The 26,581-nt window shown below is 64.2% G+C and carries 22 protein-coding genes; 11 read left to right on the forward strand and 11 right to left on the reverse strand.

Annotation, left to right across the window (positions count from 1 at the left end; genetic code table 11):
* Positions 1-4: 4 nt before the first annotated feature.
* From ACYG9Z_RS02610 to hemP, 4 genes are read right to left on the reverse strand one after another with little or no spacing between them, the layout of a single operon-like run.
* Positions 5-1,099, reverse strand: coding sequence for a FecCD family ABC transporter permease (locus ACYG9Z_RS02610; RefSeq protein ID WP_286461669.1), 1,095 nt, complete (start codon positions 1,097-1,099; stop codon positions 5-7).
* 4 nt (positions 1,100-1,103) lie between these two features.
* Positions 1,104-1,985 carry a heme/hemin ABC transporter substrate-binding protein gene (locus ACYG9Z_RS02615; protein WP_031194752.1) on the reverse strand — a complete coding sequence of 294 codons (882 nt, stop codon included), beginning with the start codon at positions 1,983-1,985 and terminating at the stop codon, positions 1,104-1,106.
* Positions 1,986-1,995: 10 nt separating this feature from the next.
* Positions 1,996-3,054: a hemin-degrading factor gene (locus ACYG9Z_RS02620; RefSeq protein WP_023681730.1), complete on the reverse strand. Its 1,059-nt coding sequence runs from the start codon at positions 3,052-3,054 to the stop codon at positions 1,996-1,998.
* 49 nt (positions 3,055-3,103) lie between these two features.
* Positions 3,104-3,310, reverse strand: coding sequence for a hemin uptake protein HemP (gene hemP, locus ACYG9Z_RS02625; RefSeq protein WP_023673860.1), 207 nt, complete (start codon positions 3,308-3,310; stop codon positions 3,104-3,106).
* A gap of 272 nt (positions 3,311-3,582) precedes the next feature.
* Between hemP and ACYG9Z_RS02630 the strand changes: the two genes are divergently transcribed.
* From ACYG9Z_RS02630 to ACYG9Z_RS02645, 4 genes are all read left to right on the forward strand, one after another.
* On the forward strand, positions 3,583-5,718 hold the full coding sequence (locus tag ACYG9Z_RS02630) for a TonB-dependent hemoglobin/transferrin/lactoferrin family receptor (RefSeq protein WP_031244023.1): 2,136 nt from the start codon (positions 3,583-3,585) through the stop codon (positions 5,716-5,718).
* A 5-nt stretch (positions 5,719-5,723) separates the two neighbouring features.
* A complete protein-coding gene (locus tag ACYG9Z_RS02635) occupies positions 5,724-6,158 on the forward strand; it encodes a hypothetical protein (RefSeq protein ID WP_023714381.1) in 435 nt (144 codons plus the stop codon).
* Between the two features lie 127 nt (positions 6,159-6,285).
* The gene (locus ACYG9Z_RS02640) at positions 6,286-7,251 is read left to right on the forward strand and encodes an energy transducer TonB family protein (protein WP_023751584.1); all 966 of its coding nucleotides are present in this window, start codon (positions 6,286-6,288) and stop codon (positions 7,249-7,251) included.
* A 55-nt stretch (positions 7,252-7,306) separates the two neighbouring features.
* Complete coding sequence (locus ACYG9Z_RS02645) at positions 7,307-7,621, forward strand: antibiotic biosynthesis monooxygenase family protein (protein ID WP_023714379.1); 315 nt, start codon at positions 7,307-7,309, stop codon at positions 7,619-7,621.
* A gap of 45 nt (positions 7,622-7,666) precedes the next feature.
* Here the strand turns inward: ACYG9Z_RS02645 and ACYG9Z_RS02650 are convergent, their stop codons facing one another.
* Positions 7,667-8,731, reverse strand: a complete 1,065-nt coding sequence (locus ACYG9Z_RS02650; protein WP_023751585.1) for a glycosyltransferase — start codon at positions 8,729-8,731, stop codon at positions 7,667-7,669.
* 87 nt (positions 8,732-8,818) lie between these two features.
* On the reverse strand, positions 8,819-12,427 hold the full coding sequence (gene putA, locus ACYG9Z_RS02655) for a bifunctional proline dehydrogenase/L-glutamate gamma-semialdehyde dehydrogenase PutA (RefSeq protein WP_023751586.1): 3,609 nt from the start codon (positions 12,425-12,427) through the stop codon (positions 8,819-8,821).
* 163 nt (positions 12,428-12,590) lie between these two features.
* Between putA and ACYG9Z_RS02660 the strand changes: the two genes are divergently transcribed.
* Positions 12,591-13,043 carry an Lrp/AsnC family transcriptional regulator gene (locus ACYG9Z_RS02660; RefSeq protein ID WP_023688158.1) on the forward strand — a complete coding sequence of 151 codons (453 nt, stop codon included), beginning with the start codon at positions 12,591-12,593 and terminating at the stop codon, positions 13,041-13,043.
* 1 nt (position 13,044) lies between these two features.
* On the opposite strand, the gene ACYG9Z_RS02665 is transcribed toward ACYG9Z_RS02660, so the two are convergent.
* Entirely contained in the window at positions 13,045-14,244 is a 1,200-nt protein-coding gene (locus tag ACYG9Z_RS02665) for a cytochrome-c peroxidase (RefSeq protein ID WP_023700295.1), read from the reverse strand.
* 4 nt (positions 14,245-14,248) lie between these two features.
* Entirely contained in the window at positions 14,249-14,692 is a 444-nt protein-coding gene (locus ACYG9Z_RS02670) for a FixH family protein (protein ID WP_023751587.1), read from the reverse strand.
* 154 nt (positions 14,693-14,846) lie between these two features.
* Here ACYG9Z_RS02670 and ACYG9Z_RS02675 point away from each other — a divergent pair, with 154 nt between their 5' ends.
* Positions 14,847-15,767 (forward strand): sugar kinase, encoded by a 921-nt coding sequence (locus tag ACYG9Z_RS02675; RefSeq protein ID WP_023751588.1) that lies wholly within the window; start codon positions 14,847-14,849, stop codon positions 15,765-15,767.
* A 4-nt stretch (positions 15,768-15,771) separates the two neighbouring features.
* Here ACYG9Z_RS02675 and ACYG9Z_RS02680 read toward each other — a convergent pair whose 3' ends face one another.
* The 3 genes from ACYG9Z_RS02680 to ACYG9Z_RS02690 all read right to left on the reverse strand — a co-directional run bounded on the left by ACYG9Z_RS02680 (position 15,772) and on the right by ACYG9Z_RS02690 (position 19,650).
* Positions 15,772-16,797: an aldose epimerase family protein gene (locus tag ACYG9Z_RS02680; protein WP_023681740.1), complete on the reverse strand. Its 1,026-nt coding sequence runs from the start codon at positions 16,795-16,797 to the stop codon at positions 15,772-15,774.
* A gap of 193 nt (positions 16,798-16,990) precedes the next feature.
* A complete protein-coding gene (locus tag ACYG9Z_RS02685) occupies positions 16,991-18,448 on the reverse strand; it encodes an NAD-dependent succinate-semialdehyde dehydrogenase (RefSeq protein WP_023751589.1) in 1,458 nt (485 codons plus the stop codon).
* Between the two features lie 251 nt (positions 18,449-18,699).
* Positions 18,700-19,650 carry an AEC family transporter gene (locus ACYG9Z_RS02690; RefSeq protein ID WP_023751590.1) on the reverse strand — a complete coding sequence of 317 codons (951 nt, stop codon included), beginning with the start codon at positions 19,648-19,650 and terminating at the stop codon, positions 18,700-18,702.
* Between the two features lie 145 nt (positions 19,651-19,795).
* Here ACYG9Z_RS02690 and ACYG9Z_RS02695 point away from each other — a divergent pair, with 145 nt between their 5' ends.
* The 5 genes from ACYG9Z_RS02695 (at position 19,796) to ACYG9Z_RS02715 (ending at position 26,545) form a co-directional block, all read left to right on the forward strand.
* On the forward strand, positions 19,796-22,846 hold the full coding sequence (locus tag ACYG9Z_RS02695; RefSeq protein ID WP_245259870.1) for a caspase family protein: 3,051 nt from the start codon (positions 19,796-19,798) through the stop codon (positions 22,844-22,846).
* 99 nt (positions 22,847-22,945) lie between these two features.
* Complete coding sequence (locus ACYG9Z_RS02700; RefSeq protein ID WP_023670442.1) at positions 22,946-23,494, forward strand: histidine phosphatase family protein; 549 nt, start codon at positions 22,946-22,948, stop codon at positions 23,492-23,494.
* A 209-nt stretch (positions 23,495-23,703) separates the two neighbouring features.
* Positions 23,704-23,985, forward strand: coding sequence for an acyl carrier protein (locus ACYG9Z_RS02705; RefSeq protein ID WP_010909964.1), 282 nt, complete (start codon positions 23,704-23,706; stop codon positions 23,983-23,985).
* A gap of 55 nt (positions 23,986-24,040) precedes the next feature.
* Positions 24,041-25,231, forward strand: coding sequence for a beta-ketoacyl-ACP synthase (locus tag ACYG9Z_RS02710; RefSeq protein ID WP_023751592.1), 1,191 nt, complete (start codon positions 24,041-24,043; stop codon positions 25,229-25,231).
* Between the two features lie 42 nt (positions 25,232-25,273).
* Positions 25,274-26,545 (forward strand): beta-ketoacyl-ACP synthase, encoded by a 1,272-nt coding sequence (locus ACYG9Z_RS02715; protein WP_023751593.1) that lies wholly within the window; start codon positions 25,274-25,276, stop codon positions 26,543-26,545.
* The last annotated feature ends 36 nt before the right edge of the window (positions 26,546-26,581 follow it).

Here is a 26,581-nt window from a genome sequence, read left to right on the forward strand (position 1 = left end):
CGCCTCACAAGTCGATTACGCCGCGCTTGCGCAGCAGGATCCAGAGGAAGAACGGCGCGCCGGCGATCGCCGTGACGATGCCGATTGGCAATTCGGCCGGCGCCACGATGACGCGGGCAACTGCGTCGGCAAGAAGCAGCATCGAGGCGCCGAGCAGTGCCGATGCGAGCAAAAGATAGCGATTGTCCGGACCGATCAGCAGCCGCAGCAGATGCGGCACGACGATGCCGACAAAACCGATGCCTCCGCTGACTGCGACAGAGGCGCCGACCGCTGCCGAGACGCCGACGATCGCGGTGTATTTCAGCCGCTGTACCGGGATGCCGAGATGTCCGGCCGTCGCCTCGCCGAGCGCCAGGGCGTTGAGGCCTTTGGCCAGGAACGGCATTGCCGCAAGCGCCAGGATGATGATCGGACCGACGGAAGCGATCTTCGGCCAGGTCGCGCCGCCCAGCGAGCCCAGTTGCCAGAAGGTCAGGTCGCGCAACTGCCGGTCGTCGGCCATGAAAATCAGGATACCGGTCAGCGCCATGGCAAGGGCTGCGAGCGCAATGCCGGCAAGCAGCATGGTAGCGACCGATGTGCGCCCCTGCCGCGTGGCGACGCGGTAGAGCACCAGCGTGACCGCAAGGCCGCCGCAGAAAGCGGCGAGCGGCAAGGCCAGCCCGCCGAGCGCCAGAGTGAGCGGCGCCAGCCACGTCGTGCCGAGCACGATGACGGCGACCGCGCCGAGGCTCGACCCGGCGGAAACGCCGATCAGGCCGGGATCGGCGAGCGGGTTGCGAAACAGGCCTTGCATGACCGCACCCGATACGGCCAGTGCCGCCCCGATGAGCACACCGAGCAGTACGCGCGGCATGCGGATATCGTAGACGATCAACCGGTCGCGGGCACCAAGCGCGGCGTCGTCCGGCGTGGCGCCGGTCAGCCAGTCACGAATGACACCAACGGCCGATGCATCGGAAGCGCCCGACCTCAGCGACAGGAACATCGAAAGGGCAAGCGCCACACACAGGAGCACAATAACCAGGCGAGCGCGCCCGGAACGATCGCCCTCGGCCACCTTGCCCGCCGCGCCGGCGATCGACTGATCCACCATCGGCTCAGTCCGTGACCTGGCTGCCATAGAGCGAGGCGGCCAGATCGTGGATGGCATCGGCCGTGCGCGGCCCGAAGCCGAGGAGATAGCTGCCATCCATCAGGGTCAGCTTGCGGCCTTCGCCCGCCGGCGTCGAGGTGATCGACGGGATGGCGAACAGCTCGGCCTCCGCAATCGGCGGGCCGGCATTCTTCATGGCCAGGATCACGTCCGGCCTGGCAGTGACGATCGCCTCGTCGGACATCTGCTTGTAGCCGGAAAAACCTTCGACCGCATTGACGGCACCGGCGAGCTTGATGATGCCGTCACCGGCGGTGTCGGTGCCGGCGGCCAGGATCTTGCCGCCCTGGATCGACAGCACGAACAGGATGCGCTTGCGCTGCTTGATCGACGCCGTCTGCTTCTCGGCCGCCTTCAGCTTGGCGTCGGTCTCAGCCACCAGCGTCTCGGCCTTGGCGTCGACGCCAAGCGCCTTGCCGACGATGCGGATCTTTTCCAGGATGCCGTCATGGCTGTAATGCTCGGGCACGTCGATGAACGGAACGCTCGACTTTTTCAGCACATCGACCGCTTCCTTCGGCCCACTGCCATGCAGCGCCAGAATGCCCGAAGGATTGACCGACAACACGCCTTCCGGCGACAGCTGGCGCATATAGCCGACGTCGGGCAGCGCGACCGCGGCGGCGGGGTAGCGGCTGGTCGAATCGCGGGCGACGAGATGACCTTCCTCGCCAAGCGCGTAGACGATCTCGGTGATCGAACCGCCGATCGCCACGATCCGCGACGTGTCGGCCAACACGGCCACGTTCTCGCTGGCCGGCACTGGGGCGGCAATAAACAGCGACAGGCCCATGGCCGCGGCAAGCGTCCTGAACAGTGAAATCATCGTCGTTTCCTCAGGCTGCGGTCGGGCTTGGAATGCGCGGCAGGTTCTCGGCAAGGAACCGCCAGTCGTCGCGCTCGCCCTCGCCTTCACGGCGCTTGCCGAAGAACTGGATGATCATCTTGCCGTCGGCGCCATAGGCTTCGAGCGAGGTGACATGACCGTCCTTGGTCGGTTTGCGCACCGCCCACACCTCCTGGATGTGGTCGGTGCGCAGATGCAAATGGAAGGTCTCGTCCATGACGTTGATCCACGGCCCCATCGGCTTGATCGACTTGACCGGGCCGGAATGGATCTGGATGCAGCCTCGGTTTCCGACAAAACACATGATCGGCATGCCGTCGGCGGCGGCATGGTGGAACATGGCGCCGATGGCGTCATTGTCGAGCAGCCAGGCATAGTCCTGGCCGACCATGCGCACGGCCTGGCGGCGGCTGAGCTTCAGCGCTTTCAACATGCCAAAGAACTGGTGGACGTCGGTCAGCCGGCTCCAGCGGTCGCGCAGATCATCGATGTCTGCGGCAATGCCCGACGTCTCCGCGTCGTCGTCGGCCAGGCCTGCGATAGACACGGTCGCCTCCTGGTTCGGCGATTCGAGTGCGGCCACGAGCTTCTGGTAGGCATAGAGATTGGACGCCGGCCGCAGATGCACCTTGTGCACCGCATCGCCGGCCGCGTCGAAGAATTGCAGGCTGCGGCGGATGTCGCCACCGTCGCGCTTTTCCACGGCAAAGCCATGCGCCCAGACCTTTGGAAAGATACGCAGGTCGATGTTTTCGCCCAGCACCATGGCATTGTGCGCGCCTGTGACAACCTTGTCGTAGACGCCGATCTTCTCGTGCACCGCGCTTTCGTTGCGGGTCAGCGCCATCACTTCGCCGACGGCGTCGAGGCCGGTCAGAAGATCGTTGACCCTGGGCTCGACGCGCACGACACCGTCGCCGCAATGCGCGGCCACCAGCTCGGCTTCGGAAATACCGAGCTCGGCGGCAAGATCGCGCTCGCGCGCTTTCGGATTGTCTGCCCGCGCTCGCCGGATTTCATGCGGTGCGGGTTTTACGCGCTGGTCCATGTCCTGCTTACCTGTCCTGCCTGGCGTTTTGGCCTGCCTGGCTGTTTCGTCACTTGTTGAGGATGAGCTTGCCCTGGCGGGTGATCTTCAGCCGATAGAGCGCCCCATGGTGCTCGATGCCGATCTCGTGCTCGCCCTGGAACAGCGTGTTGGAGGACAGCGTCCGCACCGCCAGCGGCACCCGGTCGAAGCGGGTCGGCGTCTCCTCGGAACGGCGGACGCGGTAACGGAAGTCGTTGGGATTGTGGGTGTTCATCTCTTTCGATCCCTTTCCTGTGCCGGGCAACTGGCTAGCGTTGTAAAAATGCCGATTCATTTCTTGACTCGAATAATCATGTTTATTAGTCAGTGCAATACCGGACAAAATGAGTCAACATTTAAGACGCCGGACAGAATGAAAAATGCCAGCGAGCACCAAGCCAGCCAGCATCGAACCTGGAATTTTGGAGTTGGGGCATGGGCTTGGGAAATTGTGGACGACTGGGTCTGGCGAACGCCGATCCGGTGCATCGGCCTATGGCAAAGGCAATGGCAGCCTTGCTTGCGGGGGCAGCGACGATCGCGCTGCTGACATCGCCGGCCAGCGCTCAGCAGGCTGCTGACCAGCAGCAGGCTGATCCGGCCAGGAAAGCTGAAGACACCAAGGCCGCCCCTGCCGGCGCAACGCTGCTCGACAAGATCCTCGTCATCAGCCGCACCGGCGAGACGGCGATCGAATCGCTTGCCTCGGCCAGCCATGTCGACCAGGAACAGCTCGACCGCCGCATGGCGACGACGCCGAGCGAAATGCTGCTCGGTGTGCCTGGTGTCGCCGTGCAGGCCGATGCGCGACGCGTCAGCTCCAGCATCAACATCCGCGGCCTGCAGGATTTCGGTCGCGTCGCCGTCATCGTCGACGGCGCCAGGCAGAATTTCCAGCGCTCCGACCACGGCACGCAGTCGACCTTCTATGTCGATCCCGAGCTCATCAAATCCGTCGATGTCATCCGCGGACCGACCGCCAACACCTATGGCTCCGGCGCCATTGGCGGCGTCGTCTTCTTCGACACCAAGGATGCGGTGGATTTCCTCAGATCGGGCGAAACCTGGGCCGGCTCCGTCACCGGGCGCTATGAAAGCAACGGCAAGGGCTGGACCGCCAGCGCCAGCGGCGCCTACAAATTCAACGACGATTTGGATGTGCTGGGCAACATCGTCTACCGCGACTACGGCGACTACAAGAATGGCAGCGGCGACACCGTCGCCGGTACCGGTTTCGACGTGCTGAGCGGCCTGCTCAAGACCACAATCCGCCCGAGCGAGAACAGCGAATTGAAGCTCGGCTGGGTCGGCTCGAGCGACGGCTGGACGGAAACCAGCGGCGGCGTGCCGGCCAACGACGTCGACCTGAAGTCGAACACCTTCACCGCCCGCTACAACATCACTGACGACGCCAAGAGCTGGCTCGACCTCCACATCAACGCCTCCTACAACAAGACCAATCTCGACCTCACCACGCTTGTTTCGCAAAACCGCTTCGATCCGGTAACCGGTCTTCCCGTCGTGCTTCCGGCAGGCTCAACGTCGACCTTCGATGTCGGCACGACCGGCATCGACATCTGGAACACGTCGCGCTTCGAGACCGCCGGCATCTCGCATGAGCTGACTTATGGCGGCGACTGGGTCGGCGACGATGTCGAGACCGGCGGCACGTCGGGCGGCGACAGTTTTTATACGCCGTCGGGCAAGCGCAACGTTTCGGGCGCCTATATCCAGGACAGGCTGAGCTGGGACTGGCTCGAAGTCATCACCGGTCTGCGTTACGACAATTACAGCCTGAAGGATTCGGACAACGAAACCTCAGGCGACAGGCTGTCGCCGCGCATCACCGTTGGTGTCACGCCCTTCGAAAGCGCCAGCCTGGCGGGCCTGCAGTTCTATGGCACCTACGCGGAAGGCTACCGCTCGCCGTCGCTGACCGAAACGCTGATCAGCGGCAACCATCCGGCAGGCGTCACCTTCCCGTTCCTGCCCAACCCAAACCTGCGGCCTGAAACCGGCAAGACCACCGAGTTCGGCGTCAACTACAAGCTGGACGACCTTATCGAGGCCGGCGACGCGTTCCGGCTCAAGGCCGCCTACTTCCACAACGATGTCGACGACTACATCGAAGGCGTCACGCTGTCGGCATTCGACCCGACCAGCGGCTGCCCGTTCGGCCCCGGCATTCCGATCTGCTTCCAGTACCAGAACGTCGCCCAGGCCAAGATAAACGGCTTCGAACTGGAAAGCGTCTACGATGCCGCCTGGGGTTATGCCGGGCTCTCCGCCTCGATCACCAACGGCCACACCATCTCCGATGAAGGTGAGCGCGCCGACCTTGCCACCATCCCGTCCTCGCAGGTCACCGGGCAGCTCGGCTTCCGCTTCCTTCAGGACAAGCTGACCGTCGGCGGCGAGGTGCAGTACAACGGCAAGCCGAAGGGCAACCCCGTAGCCAAGGATTATACTCTGGTCAACGCCTTCGCCAGCTACCAGGCCACCGACAATCTGAAGGTGGACTTCCGCGCCGACAATTTGTTCGACGTCAAATACTCCAACCCGCTGAACGGCGGCACCACCGCCGTCATCTATGAACCCGGCATCACGCTGAAGCTGGCCGCAACCATGCGCTTTGGAGGCTGACACCCATGACAAGTTTGACGGCATCGCTTCGGCTCCTGACCTCGACGCTGGCGATGTCGCTTGGCTTGATGCCGGCGTGGGCTCAGTCCGCGCCGGCTCCGCAACTCAGCCTCGAGCTCAATGCCGCGCAGCCCTCCGAAAAGGGTTGCCGCCTGACCTTCGTCGTCAACAATGCGCTCGGCGCCGATCTTTCCAAGGCGGCATTCGAAATCGCGCTGTTCAACGAGGCCGGCATTGTCGACCGCCTGAGCGTGCTCGACTTCAAGGACCTGCCGGCCGGCAAGACCAAGGTGACCCGCTTCGACCTCGCCGGCACCGACTGCACCAAACTCAGCCGCGTGCTGATCAACAGCGCCACCGAATGCGCCGGCGTCGAACCGGGCGCCTGCATGCGCGGCCTGAAGACGCAGACCAAGACCGGTATCGCATTCGGCGTTTGAGGTGGGCCTGCATCCCGCCTTCCTGCACGACAATGCGGCACGACCCGTCGCAGCTCCGCCGTCATGGCCGGCAACCGATCTTGATTTGACAATTCCGCCGCGCTCGCGGCAGGTCTCGCCGCGAACCATGCAGGACATCACCCCCCTTCCCGACGCCGGCAGCGAACTGGCGATTACGCCGGCCAAGCTCGCACAGCCGGCGGCCGCGGACCGCAAATGGACTGTGGCGATCGTCGCGTCCTGCCTACTCCATGCCGCTGCCGCAGCGGCGTTCATGGTCGCACCCGCCGGGACATTCGATACCGGGAAGGCAATACAGGCCGAAGGCGCCGATCGATCAGGCGCAGACGTCCTCGGCACCGCTTTGCAAAACCCGGTACCCGACGCGGTGGATGTTACCCTGGTAACCGATCCGCAGCCGGCCAAGCCCGTCCAACCCACGCCGCAAACCGAGGCGCCTCAAGCCGTAGAGGAGCCGGCGGCGCCCAAATCTGCGCCGGAATCTGCCAAGCAGGCAACCGTCGCTCCCGATGCACCAACGGCCGCCATCCCGGATGATCAAAGTGTCGCCCCAGAGGCTGAGACGCCTGCACCGTCACCGGTTCAAACGCAGAGTTCGGAGGCGTCTCCCGCCAATGAGCCTGCCGTTGAATTGCCTGCCGCGAGGCCACCAGTCCCAAGCCCGAGGCCAAGTACATCAATATCGGGCGCACCAATATCGGGAGAGACTGGCGGCACGGCAGATGGCGAGGAGCGCGAGGCAACGGCGGTTGCCAGCAAAGGCGGAAAACAGAGCGCGGCGGGCAATTCGATGGAATCCGGCTACAGCGTTGAAGTTCAGAACAAGCTTGTCCGCGCCAACCGCCACGTTTCGAAGGCGGTTCAAGCCAAGGCTCGCAACAATGCCAGGGTCTATTTCGTCGTCATGGCCGACGGCAGCGTCAGCGACTTGCAGCTTGTCGAAAGTTCAGGGTCTGCCGAGCTAGACCAATTCGCTTTGAAACTGGTGCGCCAGCAAGCGCCGTTCCCGCCCATTCCACCCGAGACCGGATTATCAAGTTGGGTGTTCAGGGCGCGGATCGGTCCGTTTTAACCAGCTCGTAGACCTTCGCCAAATGTCATCGTCCATCAATTCAAGAGGAAGCCCAATGTACATCGCCATGAACCGCTTCAAGGTCCAGAACGGCTCGGAGACCGCTTTCGAGGATGTCTGGAAGAACCGCGATTCGAGCCTCTCGGAGATGAAAGGCTTCAGGGAATTCCACTTGCTGCGCGGCCCGGTCAACGAGACCGAGGGTTATACGCTGTTTGCCTCGCACACGGTGTGGGCAAGCCATGAGGATTTCGTCGCCTGGACCAAATCCGAGAATTTTCGCGCCGCCCATCGCAACACCGGCACCTCGAAGGTGCATTATCTCGGCCATCCGCAGTTCGAAGGCTTTTCGGTCGTCGAAGGGGCCTGATTGAGATTTCACCCGTCGACGAGATCTGACGACGGGCAGATGCCGTCAGGTTCCGGTTGAATTCCGGCCGCCCAGTCGCCGAAGCCACTGGGCAATGTGCAGGCGCAGCCGCCGCCAGGGCTGTCCGCGTGTCAGGTAGCGCGCCAACCGCGGATCACCGGCCAGCTCCGGGAACTGGCGCACATGCTGCGTCAGGAATGCAGGTATGAAATTGCGCCCGTTGAGATCGCTGAGCCAGGCAGAATTCGCCAGCAAATAGTCTGCGGCATCCGCCGCCAACACGCTCCTGTAGCTCCTGTATGCAGGCGTTTGCCGCACATTGCCGCCGGCAAAGGCAGTTCCGGTGGACAGGTTGGAGCCATGCAGGCGATAGAGGCCGAGACCTTCTGACAGGATGAGGCTGCCGCCGGCCTGGTGCGCGAGTGTCGCCGTCAGATAATCCGTCCCGACCTTGGCCTTGAACGGGAAGGACAATACCGGTTCCAGCGCGCCACGCCGGTACATGATCGCCGAGCATTGCGACCACAGCCAGCCCGTCACCGCAGGTGCGAAATAGGTTACCGGATGCTCCGATGCGTAGGCGATCCCGGGCGCCATGCCGGCAAGCCGGCCACCGGGCGCGATGGCGACGCCACTGCGATCCGCTCCGGACCGCGGTTTGCGCAAGGCAAGGAAGGTACCGCCCAGCAAGGTGCCGTCGCCATCGACAAGGAACACATCGGAACTCGACAGTGCGGCCGAATGCGTCGTGTTGAGGTGGGCGGACAGATGAGCGAGGAGAAAATCCGGCAGCCACACGTCATCGGCGTCGAGAAACGCGACGAAGGGCGCGTCGGTTGCGGCAAAGCCGTCGCGGAATCCCGCGGTCTGGCCGCCATTCTCCGTGCGCACCAACAGGCGCAGGCGCGGGTCTTCTATATCCCTTAGAAGCTGTCGGACATGGTCGGCCGAGCCGTCCGTCGAGGCATCGTCGACGATGACGCATTCCCAATTCCGGTAGGTCTGCGCAAGCACCGAGCGGATCGCCTGTTCGACGTACGGCCGATAGTTGAAGCAAGTGATGACCACCGCCACGCGCGGCAGCTCAAACGGTCGGGACGTGTCTTCCATCTGTTCGGCTGCCCCGCTCGAGTTGCTCTCTATCCCTTGCGCATACCCTTGCAACCCGACGCAGGCAAGCGAGCCGCGAAAAGCCCCCTAGGCCGCCGCGAGCAGGCTGGCATTGCCGCCGGCAGCCGTGGTGTCGACGCAGACAGCGCGTTCATGCGCATAGGCCGCCGGGTTGAGCACCTCGCTGACCAGCGGCACGATCGGCCCGCTGCGGTCGGCAATGACCTTGCGCACGATCCGCGCCGCCTCGGGCCTGCCCGAGAAGGCGACGACATGGACGCGCAGCGAACGCGCTTCGACTGGGTCTGGCCGACCGTCTATGGCCGCCAGCGGCAACCCCTTGCCGGTCAGCGCCGACAGTGCCGCCGGCGCGCCCGGCGCCACGGCCAGCACCGCATTGCCGGCGGCCAGCGCCTGGATCGTCTGGGCAAGCAGCGTGTCGGCGTCCGGACCGAGGCACAGCACCCGGCCACGCGGCGACAGCGACAGCGTGTTGGCCTCGCCGGTCGGTCCGGGCAGGTCGACCTGGCCGAAATCGATGGCGGCTGCAGCGCCGATGGCTGCAGCGCCCTTGCCGCGCAGATGTTTTCTCAAAATGGCGATGCGGTCCGGCCGCGTCGACCAGCCGCCAAGCGTCGGATCGGGCAGATTGTCGGCCAGTTCGGTCGCCGTCACCTTGTGGCCCTCGGCAATCTCCGTGCCCGCCTCCGGCCCCTTGCGGAACCGCCGGAGATAATGCGGCCCGCCGGCCTTCGGCCCGGTGCCCGAAAGCCCCTCGCCGCCAAAGGGCTGCGAGCCGACGACGGCGCCGATCTGGTTGCGGTTGACATAGATGTTGCCGGCATGGATGCCGTCGACGAAATGCTGGACGCGGCCTTCGATGCGGGTGTGCAGGCCGAAGGTCAGGCCATAGCCTTTGCGGTTGATGGCGGCGATGACGGCGTCGATCCCGTCGGCGTCGAAGCTGGCGACATGCAGCACCGGACCGAACACTTCGCGCTCCATCTCCTCGATGCCTTTGACCCGGAACACATGCGGCGCAACGAAGCGGCCATCTTTGGGTGCTTCGAGCTTGGCGATCAGCCGGCCCTGCAGCCCCATTTTGGTGCAATACTCGCGGATCGAGTTCTGCGCCTCGTCATCGATGACCGGCCCAACATCGGTCGAAATCTGCCAGGGATCGCCGATGGTGAGCGCTTCCATGGCGCCCTTCAGCATCTCCAGCATCTTCTTCTCGACATCCTTCTGCACGTAAAGCACGCGCAGCGCCGAGCAGCGCTGGCCCGCACTCTGGAAGGCGGACGCCAGGATGTCGCGCACCGCCTGTTCGGGCAGTGCTGTGGAATCGACAATCATGGCATTGAGACCGCCGGTCTCGGCGATCAGCATGGCGTCGGGCGCAGCTGTCTCGGCCAGTTGCTTCTCGATCAGCTTTGCAACCTCGGTCGAGCCGGTGAAGCAGACGCCGGCAATGCGCGAATCCGCGGTCAGCGGTCCGCCGACCGACGGGCCGTCGCCCGGCAGAAGCTGGATCACATCTTCCGGCACGCCGGCCTCGCGCAGCAGCTCGACGGCGCGGAAGGCGATCAGCGGCGTCTGTTCGGCTGGCTTGGCGATGACCGAATTGCCGGTGACGAGCGCTGCCGCGATCTGGCCGGTGAAGATGGCGAGCGGGAAATTCCACGGCGAAATGCACACGATCGCGCCGCGCGCCTCGGTGCCCGCTTCGTTGTTGGCCGCTTCGGCAGCGTAGTAACGCAGGAAGTCGACGGCTTCGCGCACTTCAGCCACGCCGTCGGCCAGCGACTTGCCGGCTTCCCTTGTAGCCAGCGCGAAAAACTCGACCGCATTGGCCTCATAGAGGTCGGCGGCGCGGTTGAGGATGGCGGCGCGCTCGGCGACGGGACGCTTCGCCCAGGCCGGCTGCGCTTCCACAGCAAAGCGCACCGCGGTCGCGACCTGCTTGGCAGCGGCTTCGGCGACCGTGCCGACGATCTCGGCAGGCTTTGCCGGATTGACCACCGGGCGCTGCTTGCCGTAGCCGGCGGCGCGCGTGATCGGCTTGGCATGCCAGCGCTCGGGCCCGGCAAAGGCCGCCTTGGCCTTGTCGATCGCCGCCAGCGTCACCGGATCGGTGATGTCGAACCCCTTCGAGTTGCGCCGACCAGCGCCGAAGATCGTCGCAGGACGAGCGATTGCCGGATTGGCGGCGGGGCCCTGGCTCTCGACCGTCTCGAGCGGATCGCACGCAATATCCTCCGGCTCGACGTCCTCGTCGGTGAGCTGATGGACGAAGGAGGAGTTGGCGCCATTCTCCAGCAGGCGGCGAACCAGATAGGCCAAGAGGTCGGAGTGCGCGCCGACCGGCGCATAGATGCGGCAGCGCGTGCCTTCGGCCTGGCGCACCGTCTCATGCAGCGCCTCGCCCATGCCGTGCAGGCGCTGGAATTCGAAAGCGTCACGGTTGTCAGCCATCGACAGGACGGCAGCGACTGTATGGGCGTTGTGCGTGGCGAATTGCGGATAGATGCGGTCGGTCATCGACAGCAACTTCCTGGCGCAGGCCATGTAGGAAACATCGGTGTTGGCCTTGCGGGTGAAGACAGGGTAGCCGGAAAGCCCGAGCGTCTGTGCCCGCTTGATCTCGGTGTCCCAATAGGCGCCCTTGACCAGCCGCACCATGATGTTGCGGTCGTACTTTTTCGCCAGCGCATAGAGCCAGTCGATGGTGAAGGCCGCGCGCGGGCCGTAGGCCTGGACGACGACGCCAAAGCCATTCCAGCCGGCAAGCTCCGGCTCGGACAACACACGCTCGATCACATCGAGCGACAGGTCGAGCCGGTCGGCCTCCTCGGCGTCGATGTTGAGGCCCATGCGCGAATGGCGTGCGGCCAGCGCCAGCGACAGCAGCCGCTCCGCCATCACCGGCAGCATCTTTTCCTTCTGTGCCTCTTCGTAGCGCGGATGCAGCGCCGACAGTTTGACCGAGATGCCGTGGTTCTGGCGGATATCGGGACCGTTGGAGCCTGAATCGAGCGAGGAGATCGCATCGGCATAGGCCTTGAGGTAGCGCAGCGCGTCGGCCTCGGTGCGGGCCGCCTCGCCCAGCATGTCGAAGGAATAGAGATAACCTTTCTGGATCATCGACTTGCCGCGCTTGACGGCTTCCGCAATGGTGCGGCCGAGCACGAACTGCTCGCCCATTTCGCGCATGGCGGCGGCGACCGCCTTGCGGATCACCGGTTCGCCCAGCCGGCGAACCATCGAGCGCAGCGTGCCTTCAATGCCGCCCTCGCCCTCGTCGAGCACACGGCCGGTCAGCATCAGCGCCCAGGTCGAGGCGTTGACGAAGATCGAGCTCGAACCGCCCGAATGCGCCGACCAGTCATGCGGTGCGATCTTGTCGGCGATCAGGTCGTCCATAGTCTCGGTGTCAGGCACGCGCAGCAGTGCCTCGGCCAGGCACATGAGCGCCACTCCTTCCTTGGTGGAGAGGCCGTAGGCGGAGAGAAAAACCTCCATCAGCCGCGGGTCGGACGAGCCGCGCACCGCGCGCACCAGATCCGCGGCACGGGCCGAGACGGCTTTGCGGTCATCGGCCGAAAGTTCTGTCGCGGCAGCCAGGCGCTTCACAGCCGCGTCTTCGTCGGGCAGGTAGTTGGCGCGGATCTGCTGGCGGATGGTGTCGAGCGGCATGGCGGTCCTGCGGAGCAAGCATCTGGGAGCGGGCCGGCGGTCGCCGGACCGAATGGCGCAAGCTAGCACAGAGCCGCATTTTCGGCCGGTCCAAAGAAATCGACATGCCAGGCCGAGCGGTCTATCATGCGGCTAAATTGTTATCAGATGGACTGTGATATCCGTGACAGGAGACCAATTGGACCGCATCGACAGAAACATCCTGTCGGCGCTGGCGCGCGACGGGCGGCTGTCCATGTCGGAACTGGCCGGCAAGGTCGGCCTGTCGAAGACGCCGGTGCAGGCGCGGGTGAAGCGCCTGGAGAAGGACGGCTATATCAGGGGCTATCAGGCGATCATCGATCGCGAGCGCATGGGCGAAGGTCATGTCGCCTTCGTCCAGGTCAAACTGTCGGACACACGCTCGGCCGCGCTCGATGCTTTCAATCGCGCGGTGCAGGCCGTGCCGGAGATCGAGCAGTGCCACATGATGGCGTCGAGCTTCGATTATCTTCTGAAGGTCCGCACCACGGACATCGCCGCCTATCGCCGTGTCCTCGGCGAGCGCATCTCGGCATTGCCGCATGTTGCGCAGACTTCAACCTTCGTGGCCATGGAGACGGTGAAGGATCGCTGACTCACTCCGACAGCGTCTTCAAAAACGCCACCAGCGCCGCGCGTTCGCGGTCCGACAGTTGCAGCGGGTGGACCTCGGAGGTGCCCTCGACGCTCGCCTCCGCCTTCGCATAGTGCGCCACCACCTCCTCCAGCGTGGAGAACTGTCCGGCATGCATATAGGGCGGCCGTGTCGCCGCGCCCCGCAGCGACGGCGTCTTGTAGGCGCGCATCAGTTCGGGTGCTGCCTTGACGATGAAGCGCAGCTCGCCGCAGGCGCCGGCGTCGCCATCGCGGAAGGCGCCGAAGCAGTTGAATGGGTCGGCCTGAACCTGGGCCACCGCATCGAAACGGCCGCGATCCAATGGCAAATCCCTGACCGGCGGCACGCCGGTGTTGTGGAAAGCGTTGTCGGTGAAGCGCGGGCCGTTATGGCAGGTGACGCAATTGGCCTTGCCGATGAACAGTTTCAGCCCGAGCATCTCCTCCGGCGAAAAGGCATCGTCGGCTTTCGGCTTGGCGCCTGACGCAAGATCGATGGCAAAGCGGTCAAAGCGCGTCTGTGCCGGTTCGACCGACCGTTCGAAGGCGGCGATCGCCTTGCCGATGTTGGAAAAGACGCGGTTGACGTCGTCCATTTCCGCCGCGGTCATTGCCTTCCATGCCGCCTGCTCGGCCTCGTTGCCGAGCGGGCTGGCGTTGGCCGGCACGGCGGAAAGATCCGGCAGTGGCCCGAAGATGCGCTCGTAGCGCGCACCAAAGCGCTTCTGGATGTAATGGGCGAAGGCGGCGCGGTTCCCCGCCTGCTCAAGCGGGTTTTCCAGCGGCGTCAGCGCCTGCGCCCACAGGCTGTCGCGCCGTCCATCCCAGAAGAACCACGGATTGCGGGCAATGCCGGCCAGCGGCATCGAGCGCCTGTTGGTTCGGCCGACGCCGACGGATTGCGGCAGGTCATCCTGGAACTGCCGGTCGATCTTGTGGCAGGTCGAGCAGGATACGTTCCCGTCACGGCTCATCCCCTGGTCGAAGAACAGAGTGGAGCCCAAGGCGGCGGCGGCTGGCACGTCGGCGAAGCGGTTGGTGGTGTCGGGTTTGAGCGCCGGCAAGGTGTTCAGCGCCAGCGAAGCGATGGTCTTCTTCTCGGCATCGGAAAAATCCGGTTTGCCGCAGCCGGCAACGAGCACGACCGCCGCCAATGCCAGAAGGCGCAACAGGCCGTTCATCCGCTCACAGCACCACGTTGAAGACGACCGTGTCGGAACCGGCCGCCGCCGAAATGGCGAAGCGCAACTGCCACACGCCGCTCATGGTGAATTTCAGCCCCTCGATGCGGTAACGCCCCTCGCCAAGATAATCGGTCGCCTGCGGACTGGTCGGCAAGCCGTGATTGTGCTGCGGCATGCCGCCGGACACCGAGATCGCCGCACCTTCCACGGAATCGCCCTTGACCGTCTTCAGGGTCAGCAACCAGGATTGCAGTTCGCCTTGCCGGATAACGCCGCGTTCCGGCTGAATGCTGGCGACAAACAAGCCGTTCGCCGTCTTCTTCGAGCGCGAAACATCGGGGCTCGGCGCCGACTGCGGCGCGGTCAGATAGACGATCGCCAATATGCCAGCCAGCAAGGCGGCCAGACCAACGCCCGCAAGAAGATAACGCCATATCGATGCCAAACCGGTTCCTCTTCTGGACATAACGTCTCGGGAAGCAATTCGCGTCCCGCCGCTTCTGTGGGAAAACGCTTCTGGCGCAAAAAACCGCCGCCGCCAAGCATGGCGCTGCCGGCCGCAAAAAGCTACAGCAGCGAACTGGTCCGGAGACAGATACATGGCAGCAGACGGCGTCGCTTCGATCGGTGAATGCATGCTCGAGCTGTCCGGCCAGGCCGGGCCGAACTGGCGCATGGGCTTTGCCGGCGACACGTTCAACACGTTGTGGGCGCTGCATGCGCTGAGCGGCGAGCGGCCGGCGACCTATGTCTCGGCCTTCGGCGACGATCCCTTCTCGCAGGGCCAGATTTCGTTCTTCGCCGAAAACGGCATCGACATCGGCGCCAGCCCGGTCATCCCAGGCGCGCGGCCCGGCCTCTACGCCATCACCTTGACCGGCGCCGAACGCGCCTTCACCTATTGGCGCAGCGACGCGGCGGCCAGGCGGCTTGCCTCGGACCCGGCCGCCTTGGCAAAAAGCCTTGAAAACCAGGCTCTTGTGTATTTTTCCGGAATCACCTTGGCAATTCTGGATGCCGCCGCGCGCAAGACGTTGCTGGCAGAAGTGGCCAAGGCGCGGGCTGCCGGTTCGCTCGTCGCCTTCGACCCCAACTACCGGCCGCGCCTGTGGCAGAGCCGCGAGGAGGCGCAAGCCGCGATCCTCGACGCGCTTGCCGTCGCCGACATCGCGCTGCCGACCTTTCCCGACGAGCAGATGCTGTTTGGCGATTCGGCACCGCAAGCGACCGCCGAGCGGTTCGGAAAACTGGTCGGCGAAGTCGTCGTCAAGAATGGCGAGGAACCCGCGCTGATCGCCACTGGCGGAGCCCTGCAGCCGGTTCCGGCCCAGCATGTCGCCACCCCGGTCGACACCACCGGCGCCGGCGATTCCTTCAATGGCGGCTATCTCGCCGCCCGGCTTGCCGGCCATGCCCCGGCGGATGCCGTGCAGCGCGCGCATCGCGTCGCCGCCGCTGTCGTGCAGGTGCGAGGCGCGCTGGCGCCGTTCGAGGTTCTAAGAACCGCTTTCGAGGGCTAAGACCTTAGGGAAGCCTGAAACGATATTCCGTCACCTGATGATAGATCTGGCCCGGCCACAGCGTGGCCTGTGGGAAATAGGGCCGGTTCGGCGCGTCGGGCCATGTCTGCGCTTCCAGGCAAAAGCCGGAAAACGCCTTGTAGCGCCGTCCGTCCAGGCCGCCTGAGGTTGGCGCGACATACTGGCCGGTGTAGAGCTGCAGGCCAGGCTCTGTGGTCCAGACCTCCATCTCGACGCCGGAATTGGCGCCTTGCGCCCACGCCACCTGGTGAAGCGGGCCCCGGGCTGACGCCAGGCAGAAATTGACGTCGTAAGGAAGCTGCTCGCCTTCCGTTTCCATGCGCAGCGGCCGCGCCTGGCGGAAGTCGAAGGGCGTGCCGTCGACCGGTTTGACCACGCCGGTCGGGATCATCTCGCCATCGACCGGCGTATAGGCGCCGGCATTCAGCATCAGCCGGTGGTCGAGAATGTCACCGGCGCCGCCATCGTCGAGATTGAAATAGGAATGCTGCGCCAGATTGCACAGCGTCGGCTCCTCGCAAGTGGCGGTCAGTTCCATCGAGAGCGTGCCGGGAATCTTCAGCCGGTAGGTGCAGGTGACGTCGAGCGCGCCGGGAAAGCCCATCGTGCCCTCGGGATCGTGCAGGGTCAGGGTGACAAAATCCCGGCCGTGCAGCGAAACCGTCCACGGCCGATGGAAGAAGCCCTCCGAGCCGCCATGCAGCGTGTGCTTGCCGAGGAAATTGCGCTCGGTCTGGTAGCGCTGGCCGGCAATGGTGAAGCGGCCGTCGCGGATGCGGTTGGCATAGCGGCCGACGACCGCGCCGAAGAAGGCCCGGTCGGTCTCGTAAGGCTCGAAGCGATCGTAGCCCAGCACCAGCGGCGCGTCGTGGCCGGCGAGCCGCAGATCCTGGATGATTGCGCCAAGCCCGATGATGTTGGCGCTGACGCCGCCGCCCCGGATGGTGAAACGGCGAACGGGTTCGCCTGCCTGCGTCGTGCCGAAGACTTCGCCGTCCTTCATCGCTATGTCCAAATGCTAATTCATCGATCTGTCGACTTAGAGCAATTCCAGGAAAAGTGTGAAACGGTTTTCCGTCCGGAATTGCAAAAAACAAAGAACTGGAGCGGTTCGGCGTTTCCGTGAAACGCTGAACCGCTCCAGTCCGGCTGAATGTCGTCTGGCAAGGGCAGGCGCGCGGCCTGCCCTGCCCGTGAATGATTTAGAGGCCGAGACCCCCGATGCAGACATATTTGGTGTCGAGATAATCCTCGATGCCCTGATGTCCGCCTTCCTTGCCGAGGCCCGATTCCTTGACGCCGCCGAACGGCGCTTCCGGCGTGGTGATCAGGCCTTCATTGACGCCGACCATGCCGTATTTCAGGCCTTCCATGACCCGGAAGGCGCGGCCGAGGTCGCCGGTGTAGAAATAGGCGGCCAGGCCGAACTCGGTGTCGTTGGCGAGCGCAATGGCTTCCTCCTCGGTCTCGAACTTGAACACCGGGGCGATCGGGCCAAAAATCTCTTCCTTCATGAAGCGCATGTCGGGCTTCGCATCGGCGATGACGGTCGGCTGGAAGAATGAGCCGCCAAGCGCGTGGCGCTTGCCGCCGGCAACGACCTTGCCGCCCTTCGACGTGGCGTCGGCGATGAATTCCTCGACCTTCTCGACCGCCTTCACGTCGATCAGGGGCCCCTGCTGCACGCCCTCTTCCAGGCCCGAGCCAACTTTCAGCGCATTGCTGGCAGCGGCCAGCCTCTCGACAAACTTGTCGTAGATGCCGGCCTGCACCAGGAAGCGGTTGGTGCACACGCAGGTCTGGCCTGAATTGCGGTATTTGGCGGTGATGGCGCCGGCGACGGCGCGATCGAGGTCGGCATCGTCGAAGACCAGGAACGGCGCATTGCCGCCGAGTTCCATCGAGACCTTCTTGACGGTGACGGACGACTTCTGGATCAGCAGCTTGCCGATCTCGGTCGAGCCGGTGAAGGTGATCTTCGACACCAGCGGATTGGCGCAGATCTCGTCGCCGATTTCGCCGGCAGCACCCGTCAGGATGTTGATGACGCCCTTTGGGAAGCCGACTTCCTCGGCGAGCGCGCCCCATGCAAGGCCGGAATACGGCGTCTGCGAGGCCGGCTTGACCACGGCGGTGCAGCCGGCGGCAAGCGCGGGGCCAAGCTTGCGGGCAAGCATCGAGGAGGGGAAATTCCACGGCGTGATGGCGGCAATGACGCCGACCGGCTCCTTGGTCACCAGGATGCGGCGATCGCCCCATGGCGATGGCACGACATCGCCATAGGTGCGGCGGCCTTCCTCGGCAAACCACATGATGTAGGCGGCAGCCGAACCGATCTCGCCCTTGGATTCGGCGAGCGACTTGCCCTGCTCGATGGTGAGCAGTTCGGCCAGCACATCCTGATTATCCATCATCGCGTCATGCAGCTTGCGCAACAGCTTCGAGCGCTCCAGCGCGGTCGTCTTGCGCCAGGTCTTGAAGGCTTCGCTTGCGGCTTCGATGGCGCGGCGGGTTTCCGCCTTGCCCGACTTCGGCACGGTGCCGATCTTGAGACCGGTGGCCGGGTTGTTGACGTCGACCGTTTGGCCGCTGTCGGCCTGCACCCATTCGCCATTGATGAGATTGGACTGGCGCATGAAATGGCTGGTTTTCTGCAGCATGGTCTAGCCTCCGTTCGGCGCACTTACGGGCCGGTTTCCTGGATCTCTTGAACGAGCGTGCACAATGGCGGCGGAGCCGACACGCTGAAGCCACTGCTCTTTACCTAGGGCAAGCCCGGCAAGCAATTGCAAGATGGCATATAGGCTTTGGGCCAGCCCAACGCCAGAGAAAATTCACATGTAAATTAGTTTGGGCCGCAGCCTTGCCAAAGACCAGCCTTGCCAAAGACCAGCCTTACAGAAGACCAAGCCTACCCAAAGACATGCACCACCACCGTCAGCCAAAAGGCGGTTGTAACAACCGCGCTTGCCGTGGCGATGGTCATCTGGTTCGACGCCAGCGCCTGGCCGGTGTTGAACTGCACGGCGATGAGATAGGAATTGATGCCGGACGGCAGCGCCGCCACCACGACCGCCACTTTGGCCGTCAAGGGCGGCAGGCCAAACAGCCAGACCAGGCCGAGCACCAGCGCCGGCATCAGGAACAGTTTCAGCGTCGACAGCGCCAGCGCCGGTCGGATGTTACCGGAAATGCCGAAACGGCGCAGGCTGAGCCCCATGGCGAACAGCGCCACCGGCCCGGCGGTGTTAGCCAGCGCATCGGCCAGTCGCATGGCAAGGTTCGGCAGCGGCGCGCCGGTGAGGCGCCATGCCAGCCCGGCCAGGATGCCGATGATCAACGGATTGGTGAACAGTCTTCTCAGAAAGCTCTGGATGATGTGCAGCGGGTGTACGGGCTCGCTGCCGCCGCGGCCAAATATCTCGAACATGATGATCGAAGCCATCATCATGGTCGGCAGATGCACGGAAACGAGCAGCGACAGCACTTCGAATCCGCTGGACCCGAATACGCCGAGAACGAAGGGAATGCCCAGCAACACCACATTCGAGAAGGACGACGACACTCCACCGACGATGCCGGTGCGCGCGTCCCGCCCAAAGATCCGTGTCGTCACCAGATGGCCGGCGGCCCATGTCATTGCAACCGCCGTGAAGTAAGCGCCCCACAGCGACCAGGGCGCCACGCCGTGGAAATCCGAATTCACCATCGTCCGAAACAGCAGCAGCGGCATCGCGACGTTGATGGCGAATTCGGAGATGCCGTCCCCGCTGGCCGGTTTCAGATAGCCGGTGAGCCCGGTGACATAGCCGAGCGCGACGAGGCTGAAGACGAAAAGAACGGTTTCGGTGAGCGGAGACATTTTTCAGGGATAGGCGAGCCCGGATTCCAGTGCAATCGCCATGATCTTCAGAAACTGATCCTCGATCCGCCCGGCGCCTGAATTTGATCATGGTCGGGTGGCAGCGCTATACAGGCTTGGGATCATCAGGGCGGACACACAGCGAATGGTTGCGACGCCGAAACAGCGTCATTTCAGACAGGGGTGGCTGGTCAGACAAGTGTGGCTGGTCAGACAGGGGTGGCTGGCGGGTTTCGTCGCTATACTGCTTTGCCTTGGCGTATCTGAGGCCCAGGCCGCCGAGACCAAAAGTCTCAGGGGCGTGGCGCTGATCATCGGCCAGTCGAAATACGAACACATCGCAGCCCTTGCCAACCCGGCCAACGACGCCCGCGACATGGCCAAGATGCTGACCGACCTCGGCTTCGACGCCCGCAACGTCACCGATCGCGATGCCGCCAAGCTGAAGCGCGATCTCGATCGGTTTGTCGAGGACGCCGAAGGCGCCGACGTCGCCTTCATCTATTATTCCGGCCACGGCATCGAGGCGGGCGGCGAGAATTATCTGGTGCCGGTCGATGCCGACGTCTCCTCGTTGAAAAATGCCGGTGAGGCGCTGGTGGCGATTTCAGCCGTCATGGACGAGCTGAAAAAGACCGTGCCGGTGACGATCGTGCTGCTTGACGCCTGCCGCACCAACCCGTTTCCGCCGGGCGCGGTCGTGCGACGCGGGCCGACGGCTTCCGCCGAGCCTGTCGGCGCCGGCGGGCTGGAACCGGTGCGCGGCGCAAAAGCCCTCGCCGATGCCTCATTGGATAATGCCAGCCTGGGAACCGTGGTCGGCTTCGCCGCTGAGCCGGGCCGACCCGCACTTGATGGCGCCGCCGGCGAAAACAGCCCCTACGCCGCCGCCCTGCTGCGCCACCTCACCGCGATGAAAGGCACGGAATTCGGCTCGGTCATGCGCATGGTCACCGAGGAGGTCTATCTCGACACCAAGGCAAAGCAGCGCCCCTGGGTCAGCGAGAGTCTGCGTCGCCTGCTCTATTTCGGCGTCGCGCCGCCGGAACCGACCGGCGACGACGGGCTGATCACCGGTGAGCGGCGGCAATTGCTGCTGACCATTTCCGACCTGCCCGATCCCAAACGGGCTCAGGTGGAGTTGGCTTCTCTGCAGGACGGCGTGCCCCTTGACGCGCTCTACGGCGTGCTCAAGGCGCTCGGCACGGAAAAGATCCCTGAGGATCCCAACGACCTGCAGAAGGTGCTGGACAGCCAGGCCGAGCGTCTGAAGAAGATGATGGCCGAGCGCGCCGCGCTGCGCACCGACGATCCCGAGATCAGTCGCCTGGTCGCATCCGCCGACAAGGCCATAGGCCAGGGCGCCATGGTGACGGCGCGCAAATTCCTCGACGACGCGGTCGGCCGGATCGAGGAAAACAGCGGTGCGGTCGACGAGGCCGAGGACCTGCTCCGGCAAAAGCGCATCGCCGACGCCGCCATCTATGCCAAACGCGCCGACGCCGCCGCGCTGGTCTTCGACTACAAATCCGCCGCCAACGACTATGCCAAGGCGTATTCGTTGGTCGAGAAGTGGGACGAAAAGCTGCGCTGGAACTACAAGAACCAGGAGGCCGAGGCGTTGAACGCTCATGGCTACGCCACCGGCGACCTCGATGCGCTGCAGCACTCCATCGAGGCCTATCGCACCATCTTGAACTTCATCCCCAACGGCGAACAGAATCGCGACTGGGCAATCACCCGCAACAACATGGCGGTGGTGCTGCAGACCATTGGAGAGCGCGAAACCGAGACTGCGCATCTCGAAGAAGCAGCGGTGATTTTCCGCGATTCGCTGGTGGTGTTCGAGCGCGAGAAGGACGACCGCAACTGGGCCGCGGCGCAGAACAACCTGGCCAACGTGCTTCTGAAGATCGGCGAACGCGAGAGCGACCCGAAGCGTCTCAATGAAGCGGTGGCGGCGACGCGCGCCACCCTTGAGAAGCGTCCGCGCGACAAGCTGCCGTTGGACTGGGCCGGTTCGCAGAACAATCTAGGCCTCGCGCTCTATGCACTCTCCGAGCGTGAGCCTGCCGGCGAGCATCTCACCCAGGCGGAAGCAGCCTACCGGCTGGCGCTTGAGGAATACACACGCGAGAAAGCACCCGTGGAATGGGCGATGGTCGAGAACAATCTCGGCAACACGCTTGTAACGCTTGGCATCCAGCACAACGACAAGGCGAAGATCAACGAGGCGGCCGACGCGTTTCGCGCCGCGCTGGAAGTGCGAACCCGCGAAACTTTCCCGGTGTCCTGGGCGACCAGCCGCCTCAACCTGGGCAATGCGCTGAGCGGTATCGCCCGCTTCGATATGGGCACGGCTACGCTCGAAGAAGCTGCTGCTGCCTATGACGACGCTCTGACGGTGTTTACCCGCAAGCGCTTCCCGATGGACTGGGCGTCAGCCCAGAACAATCTCGGCTCGATCTATCAGACGCTGGGCCAGCGCACGCGTGATGCGGCCAAGCTGGAACAGTCGGCGGCAGCCTTCCAGGCGGCACGGCAGGTCTATGTCAGGCGGAAGTTCCCGCAGGACTGGGCGATGAGCTACTACAATCTCGGCAACACGCTGCAGCTTCTCGGCGGCGTCACCGACAAGCCCGAGCATTACAGCGAGGCGGTCGACGCCTACGGCAATGCGTTGCGCGAGTACAAGCGCGAGACGAACCCGCGGCAATGGGCAATGGCCCAGGCCGGCCTGGGCTCGACGCTGCACTGGTTGAGCATGAGCAATGGCGATGCCAAGACGCTGCAGGATTCGATTGCGGCGCGGCGGGCAGCGCTCGAAATACTCACCATCGAGGCCGCGCCGGTCGACTGGGCCAACGCTCAAAATGGCATCGGTATGAGCCTGCTCAATCTCGGCAATCTCCAGCGGACCGACAAATATCTCAACGACGCCGAAGCGGCGTTCACGGCGGCGCTGAAGGTGTTTACGCGCGAAAGTCAGCCGCTGCAGTGGGCCTTCGAGCAGAACAATATCGGCGACGTCCACTGGAACCGCGCCAGCTATGGCGCGGGCAAGCCGGAATATCTCAAGGCGATCGAATTCTTCGAGAACGCCAAGCAGGGCTTCACCGAAGCCGGCTACACGATCCCTATCCCGCTCACCGATCAGAAGATCGAGCTGGCGAAGAAGCAAATGGCGAAAATGTGAAGCGAACCGACGGTTCGCCTTTCGCTTGTCTTTGTGCCGGCTTTCCGATCCCTATATCAGAATGACCGGAGCGGCATCCGGCTCCCGGAAAAGGTTTCGATGATTCGATTTGTGCTGTCGCTGTTCCTGCTTGCTGTTCCCGCCGTCGCCCACGCGACCGACGCCGGCTGGGCGCTGCTGCGTGACGGCGGCCATGTCGTGCTGCTTCGCCACGCACTGGTCACCGGCACCACCGACCCCGCCAATTTCGTCATCGACAACTGCGCCACCCAGGTCAACCTATCGGCGCGCGGCAAGCAGCAGGCGAGCAAGATCGGCGCCTTGTTCGGCGCCCGCGCCGCCCCCATCGAGCGGGTGCTGTCCAGCCGCTATTGCCGCTGCCTCGACACTGCCCGCATCGCCTTCGAAGCGGAGCCGGAGCTCTTTGCGCCGCTAGACCTCCTGAGGAGCGATCCGACCGAGAAGGCCGCGCAGCTCGACGCGGTGATGAAGGAAATCCGCGCCTACACCGGTTCCGACAATCTGGTCATGGTCACGCATCTCGAAAACATCGTCGCGCTGACCGGCGTCTCGCCGCGCGAGGGCGAAGCGGTGGTGGTCGAGCCGCAGGGCGATGGCTTGCGCGTGCTCGGCCGTGTCACGTTCTGAGAGAGCCAGTGGTCAAGCTCCGTGAAAACTAAGCTGACGTAACGTCAACTGGAAGAGCCACCGGCTTGTCGGGCGGCCCTTCTTGTCTTCACGGGAGGGCCATCCCATCTGCGCCCGGCGCATCAGGCCTTTTCCTGCCGGGAAAAACCGATTAGACAGCGCCCAAACCAGATGCGGACAGATTCCGCCCGCAACCGAAGGAAGAGCCCTTGTCCACCACGTTCGACAAAGTCGCCAAGATCATTGCCGACACCAGCGAGATCGATATCGACACCATCACTCCCGAGAGCCACACGATCGACGATCTCGGCATCGACAGTCTCGATTTCCTCGATATCGTCTTTGCCATCGACAAGGAATTCGGCATCAAGGTGCCGCTGGAAAAGTGGACCCAAGAAGTCAATGACGGCAAGGCTTCGACCGACGATTACTTCGTCATGAAGAACCTGTGCGCCAAGATCGACGCGCTGGTCGCCGCCAAGACCGCCTGATATCGGCAAGTGCGCGGCCTTGACGGGCTGCGCCGCCTGACCCACAAAGCCGCTCATGAGCAGCCCTCGCGACGTCGTCATCACCGGTATCGGCCTTGTCTCCTCGCTGGGAGAGGGTCCGGATACCCACTGGCAGAAGCTGGCGCAAGCGGGCCTGCAGCCGGTGCTCGAATCCGCGCGCTTTGCGCCCTACACCGTGCATCCGCTGCCGGAGATCGACTGGAACCTGCAGATCGCCAAGCGCGGCGACCAGCGGCAGATGGAAACCTGGCAGAGGCTGGGCACCTATGCCGCCGGCATGGCGCTGGATGACGCCGGCATCAAGGGCAATGACGATCTCTGCACGACGATGGACATGGTGGTGGCCGCCGGCGGCGGCGAGCGGGACGAGGCGGTCGATGCCGCCATCCTCGCAGCGTCCGAGAGCCGCAACGACCGCGACGTGCTGCTCAACGAGAAGCTGACCACCGAATTGCGGCCGACGCTTTTCCTGGCCCAGCTCTCCAATCTGCTCGCCGGCAATATCTCCATCGTCCACAAGGTGACGGGATCGTCGAGGACCTTCATGGGCGAGGAAGGTGCCGGCGTCGCCGCCGTCGAGACCGCCGCCGCGCGCATCCGCTCCGGACAGTCGACGCACATACTGGTCGGCGGCGCCTTCCAGACCGAACATTCCGACATGCTGCTCGGCTATGAGCTGGCCGGTTATCTGCATCGCGGCCCATGGAAGCCGGTCTGGCAGAGACAGGGCGCCGAGGGCGGCGGCCTGGTCTCCGGCTCCGGCGGCGCTTTCCTGGTGCTGGAGCAGCGCGAACACGCGCAAAGCCGTGGCCGCAAGATCTATGCCGAGCTCGGACCGGTCGTCTCAGGCCGCGCCCGGCGTTCGCGCGGCGAGCTTGACGCCGAGATCACGGCACTGCTCAAACAGGCAACTCTCCCGAACGGCAAGTTGCTGGCCCTGTCGGGCGCATCCGGGGCGCATACCGCAACGTCAGCCGAAAAGTCAGCGCTGGATGCCAATCCGGCGATATCGGCGCGCGGCTTCGCCACGCTGACCGGGCATATGAAGGAAGCGCAGTTTCCATTCGCGGTCGCCCTCGCCGCCCTGGCCGTCGACCGCAAGGCCCCCTACCCCGTATTCGACGCCGCGGCCGAGAAGCCGTTCGAAGGCATTCCCGAAACCGTGCTCGCAACGGCGATCGGCTATCACCAATTCGAGGGCATGGCGCTGGTCAACGCTGCTTGAAGCAGCGCTGAGCGATCATGCTGCAAAGTTAAGAGGTTCCGGATGGCCAATCTCAGAGATCATATGGGCAGGCCGATCGTCGCCGTCACCGGCATCGGCGTGGTAACCTCGCTCGGCATCGGTAAGGCCGACAATTGGGCGGCACTGACCTCCGGCAAATCGGGCATCCACCCGATCACCCGCTTTCCCGTCGACCACCTCAACACCCGCATCTCCGGCATGGTCGATTTCCTCGACTCAAGCTCGAAAGGCGCCAGCCTGCTGACCTACGAACTGGCCGAAACCGCAGCGAAGGAGGCGGTGGCCGAATCCGGCCTCGAGTCCTCTGACTTCGGTGGCCCGCTCTTCCTCGCCTCGCCGCCGGTCGAACTCGACTGGCACGACCGCTTCGCGCTCTACAATTCCGACGGCAAAGGCGCCGGCGCCGAAAGGCTGCTCAGGGTGGCGCGCGGGCTGAAGGAAACAGGTACGTTCGCAAGCACGCAGTTCGGCGCGATCGCCGACCGGCTGGCCGACCGCTTTGGCACGCGCGGCCTGCCGATCACGCTGTCGACGGCCTGCGCTTCGGGCGCCACCGCCATCCAGCTCGGCGTCGAGGCGATCCGCCGCGGCGAATGCGACCGGGCGCTGTCGATCGGCGCCGACGGTTCGGCAACCGCCGAGGCGCTGATCCGCTTTTCGTTGCTCTCGGCGCTGTCGACCCACAATGACATCCCTGAAAAGGCGTCAAAACCCTTCTCCAAGGACCGCGACGGCTTTGTGCTGGCCGAAGGCTCCGGCGCGCTGGTGCTGGAATCGCTTGAGGCAGCCCTTGCCCGGGGCGCCAGCGTTCTCGGCATCCTGCGCGGCTGCGGTGAAAAGGCCGACGATTTCCATCGCACCCGTTCCAAGCCCGACGGTTCGCCGGCGATCGCAGCAGTCCGCGCCGCCCTTGCCGATGCCGGCTTGAGCAAGGACGAGATCGACTACGTCAACGCTCACGGCACCTCGACACCGGAAAACGACAAGATGGAGCATCTGTCGCTGTCGACCGTGTTCGGCGATCGCATCGGCTCGATGCCGGTCTCGTCGAACAAGTCGATGATCGGCCACACGCTGTCGGCGGCGGGTGCTGTCGAAGCGGCGTTTTCGCTGATGACCATGCGCGAAAGCGTGATTCCGCCGACCATCAACTACGACAATCCCGACCCGGCAATCGTGCTCGACGTGGTGCCCAACAAGAAGCGCAATGCCGAAGTCGGCACCGTGCTCTCGAACTCGTTCGGCTTCGGCGGCCAGAACACTTGCCTTGTCATGGCGCGGGAACCGGTCTAAGCGACCTTTTTCAGCCAGACTGAACTGACAGGCCCC

The organism is Mesorhizobium sp. RSR380A (assembly GCF_054719385.1).

What these genes read in the sequence shown, in the direction of transcription:
- ACYG9Z_RS02610 (WP_286461669.1), bottom strand. Translation starts at nt 1,099, where the DNA reads ATGGTGGATCAGTCGATCGCCGGCGCGGCGGGCAAGGTGGCCGAGGGC.
- ACYG9Z_RS02615 (WP_031194752.1), bottom strand. Translation starts at nt 1,985, where the DNA reads ATGATTTCACTGTTCAGGACGCTTGCCGCGGCCATGGGCCTGTCGCTG.
- ACYG9Z_RS02620 (WP_023681730.1), bottom strand. Translation starts at nt 3,054, where the DNA reads ATGGACCAGCGCGTAAAACCCGCACCGCATGAAATCCGGCGAGCGCGG.
- hemP (WP_023673860.1), bottom strand. Translation starts at nt 3,310, where the DNA reads ATGAACACCCACAATCCCAACGACTTCCGTTACCGCGTCCGCCGTTCC.
- ACYG9Z_RS02630 (WP_031244023.1), top strand. Translation starts at nt 3,583, where the DNA reads ATGGCAGCCTTGCTTGCGGGGGCAGCGACGATCGCGCTGCTGACATCG.
- ACYG9Z_RS02635 (WP_023714381.1), top strand. Translation starts at nt 5,724, where the DNA reads ATGACAAGTTTGACGGCATCGCTTCGGCTCCTGACCTCGACGCTGGCG.
- ACYG9Z_RS02640 (WP_023751584.1), top strand. Translation starts at nt 6,286, where the DNA reads ATGCAGGACATCACCCCCCTTCCCGACGCCGGCAGCGAACTGGCGATT.
- ACYG9Z_RS02645 (WP_023714379.1), top strand. Translation starts at nt 7,307, where the DNA reads ATGTACATCGCCATGAACCGCTTCAAGGTCCAGAACGGCTCGGAGACC.
- ACYG9Z_RS02650 (WP_023751585.1), bottom strand. Translation starts at nt 8,731, where the DNA reads ATGGAAGACACGTCCCGACCGTTTGAGCTGCCGCGCGTGGCGGTGGTC.
- putA (WP_023751586.1), bottom strand. Translation starts at nt 12,427, where the DNA reads ATGCCGCTCGACACCATCCGCCAGCAGATCCGCGCCAACTACCTGCCC.
- ACYG9Z_RS02665 (WP_023700295.1), bottom strand. Translation starts at nt 14,244, where the DNA reads ATGAACGGCCTGTTGCGCCTTCTGGCATTGGCGGCGGTCGTGCTCGTT.
- ACYG9Z_RS02675 (WP_023751588.1), top strand. Translation starts at nt 14,847, where the DNA reads ATGGCAGCAGACGGCGTCGCTTCGATCGGTGAATGCATGCTCGAGCTG.
- ACYG9Z_RS02685 (WP_023751589.1), bottom strand. Translation starts at nt 18,448, where the DNA reads ATGCTGCAGAAAACCAGCCATTTCATGCGCCAGTCCAATCTCATCAAT.
- ACYG9Z_RS02690 (WP_023751590.1), bottom strand. Translation starts at nt 19,650, where the DNA reads ATGTCTCCGCTCACCGAAACCGTTCTTTTCGTCTTCAGCCTCGTCGCG.
- ACYG9Z_RS02695 (WP_245259870.1), top strand. Translation starts at nt 19,796, where the DNA reads ATGGTTGCGACGCCGAAACAGCGTCATTTCAGACAGGGGTGGCTGGTC.
- ACYG9Z_RS02700 (WP_023670442.1), top strand. Translation starts at nt 22,946, where the DNA reads ATGATTCGATTTGTGCTGTCGCTGTTCCTGCTTGCTGTTCCCGCCGTC.
- ACYG9Z_RS02710 (WP_023751592.1), top strand. Translation starts at nt 24,041, where the DNA reads ATGAGCAGCCCTCGCGACGTCGTCATCACCGGTATCGGCCTTGTCTCC.
- ACYG9Z_RS02715 (WP_023751593.1), top strand. Translation starts at nt 25,274, where the DNA reads ATGGCCAATCTCAGAGATCATATGGGCAGGCCGATCGTCGCCGTCACC.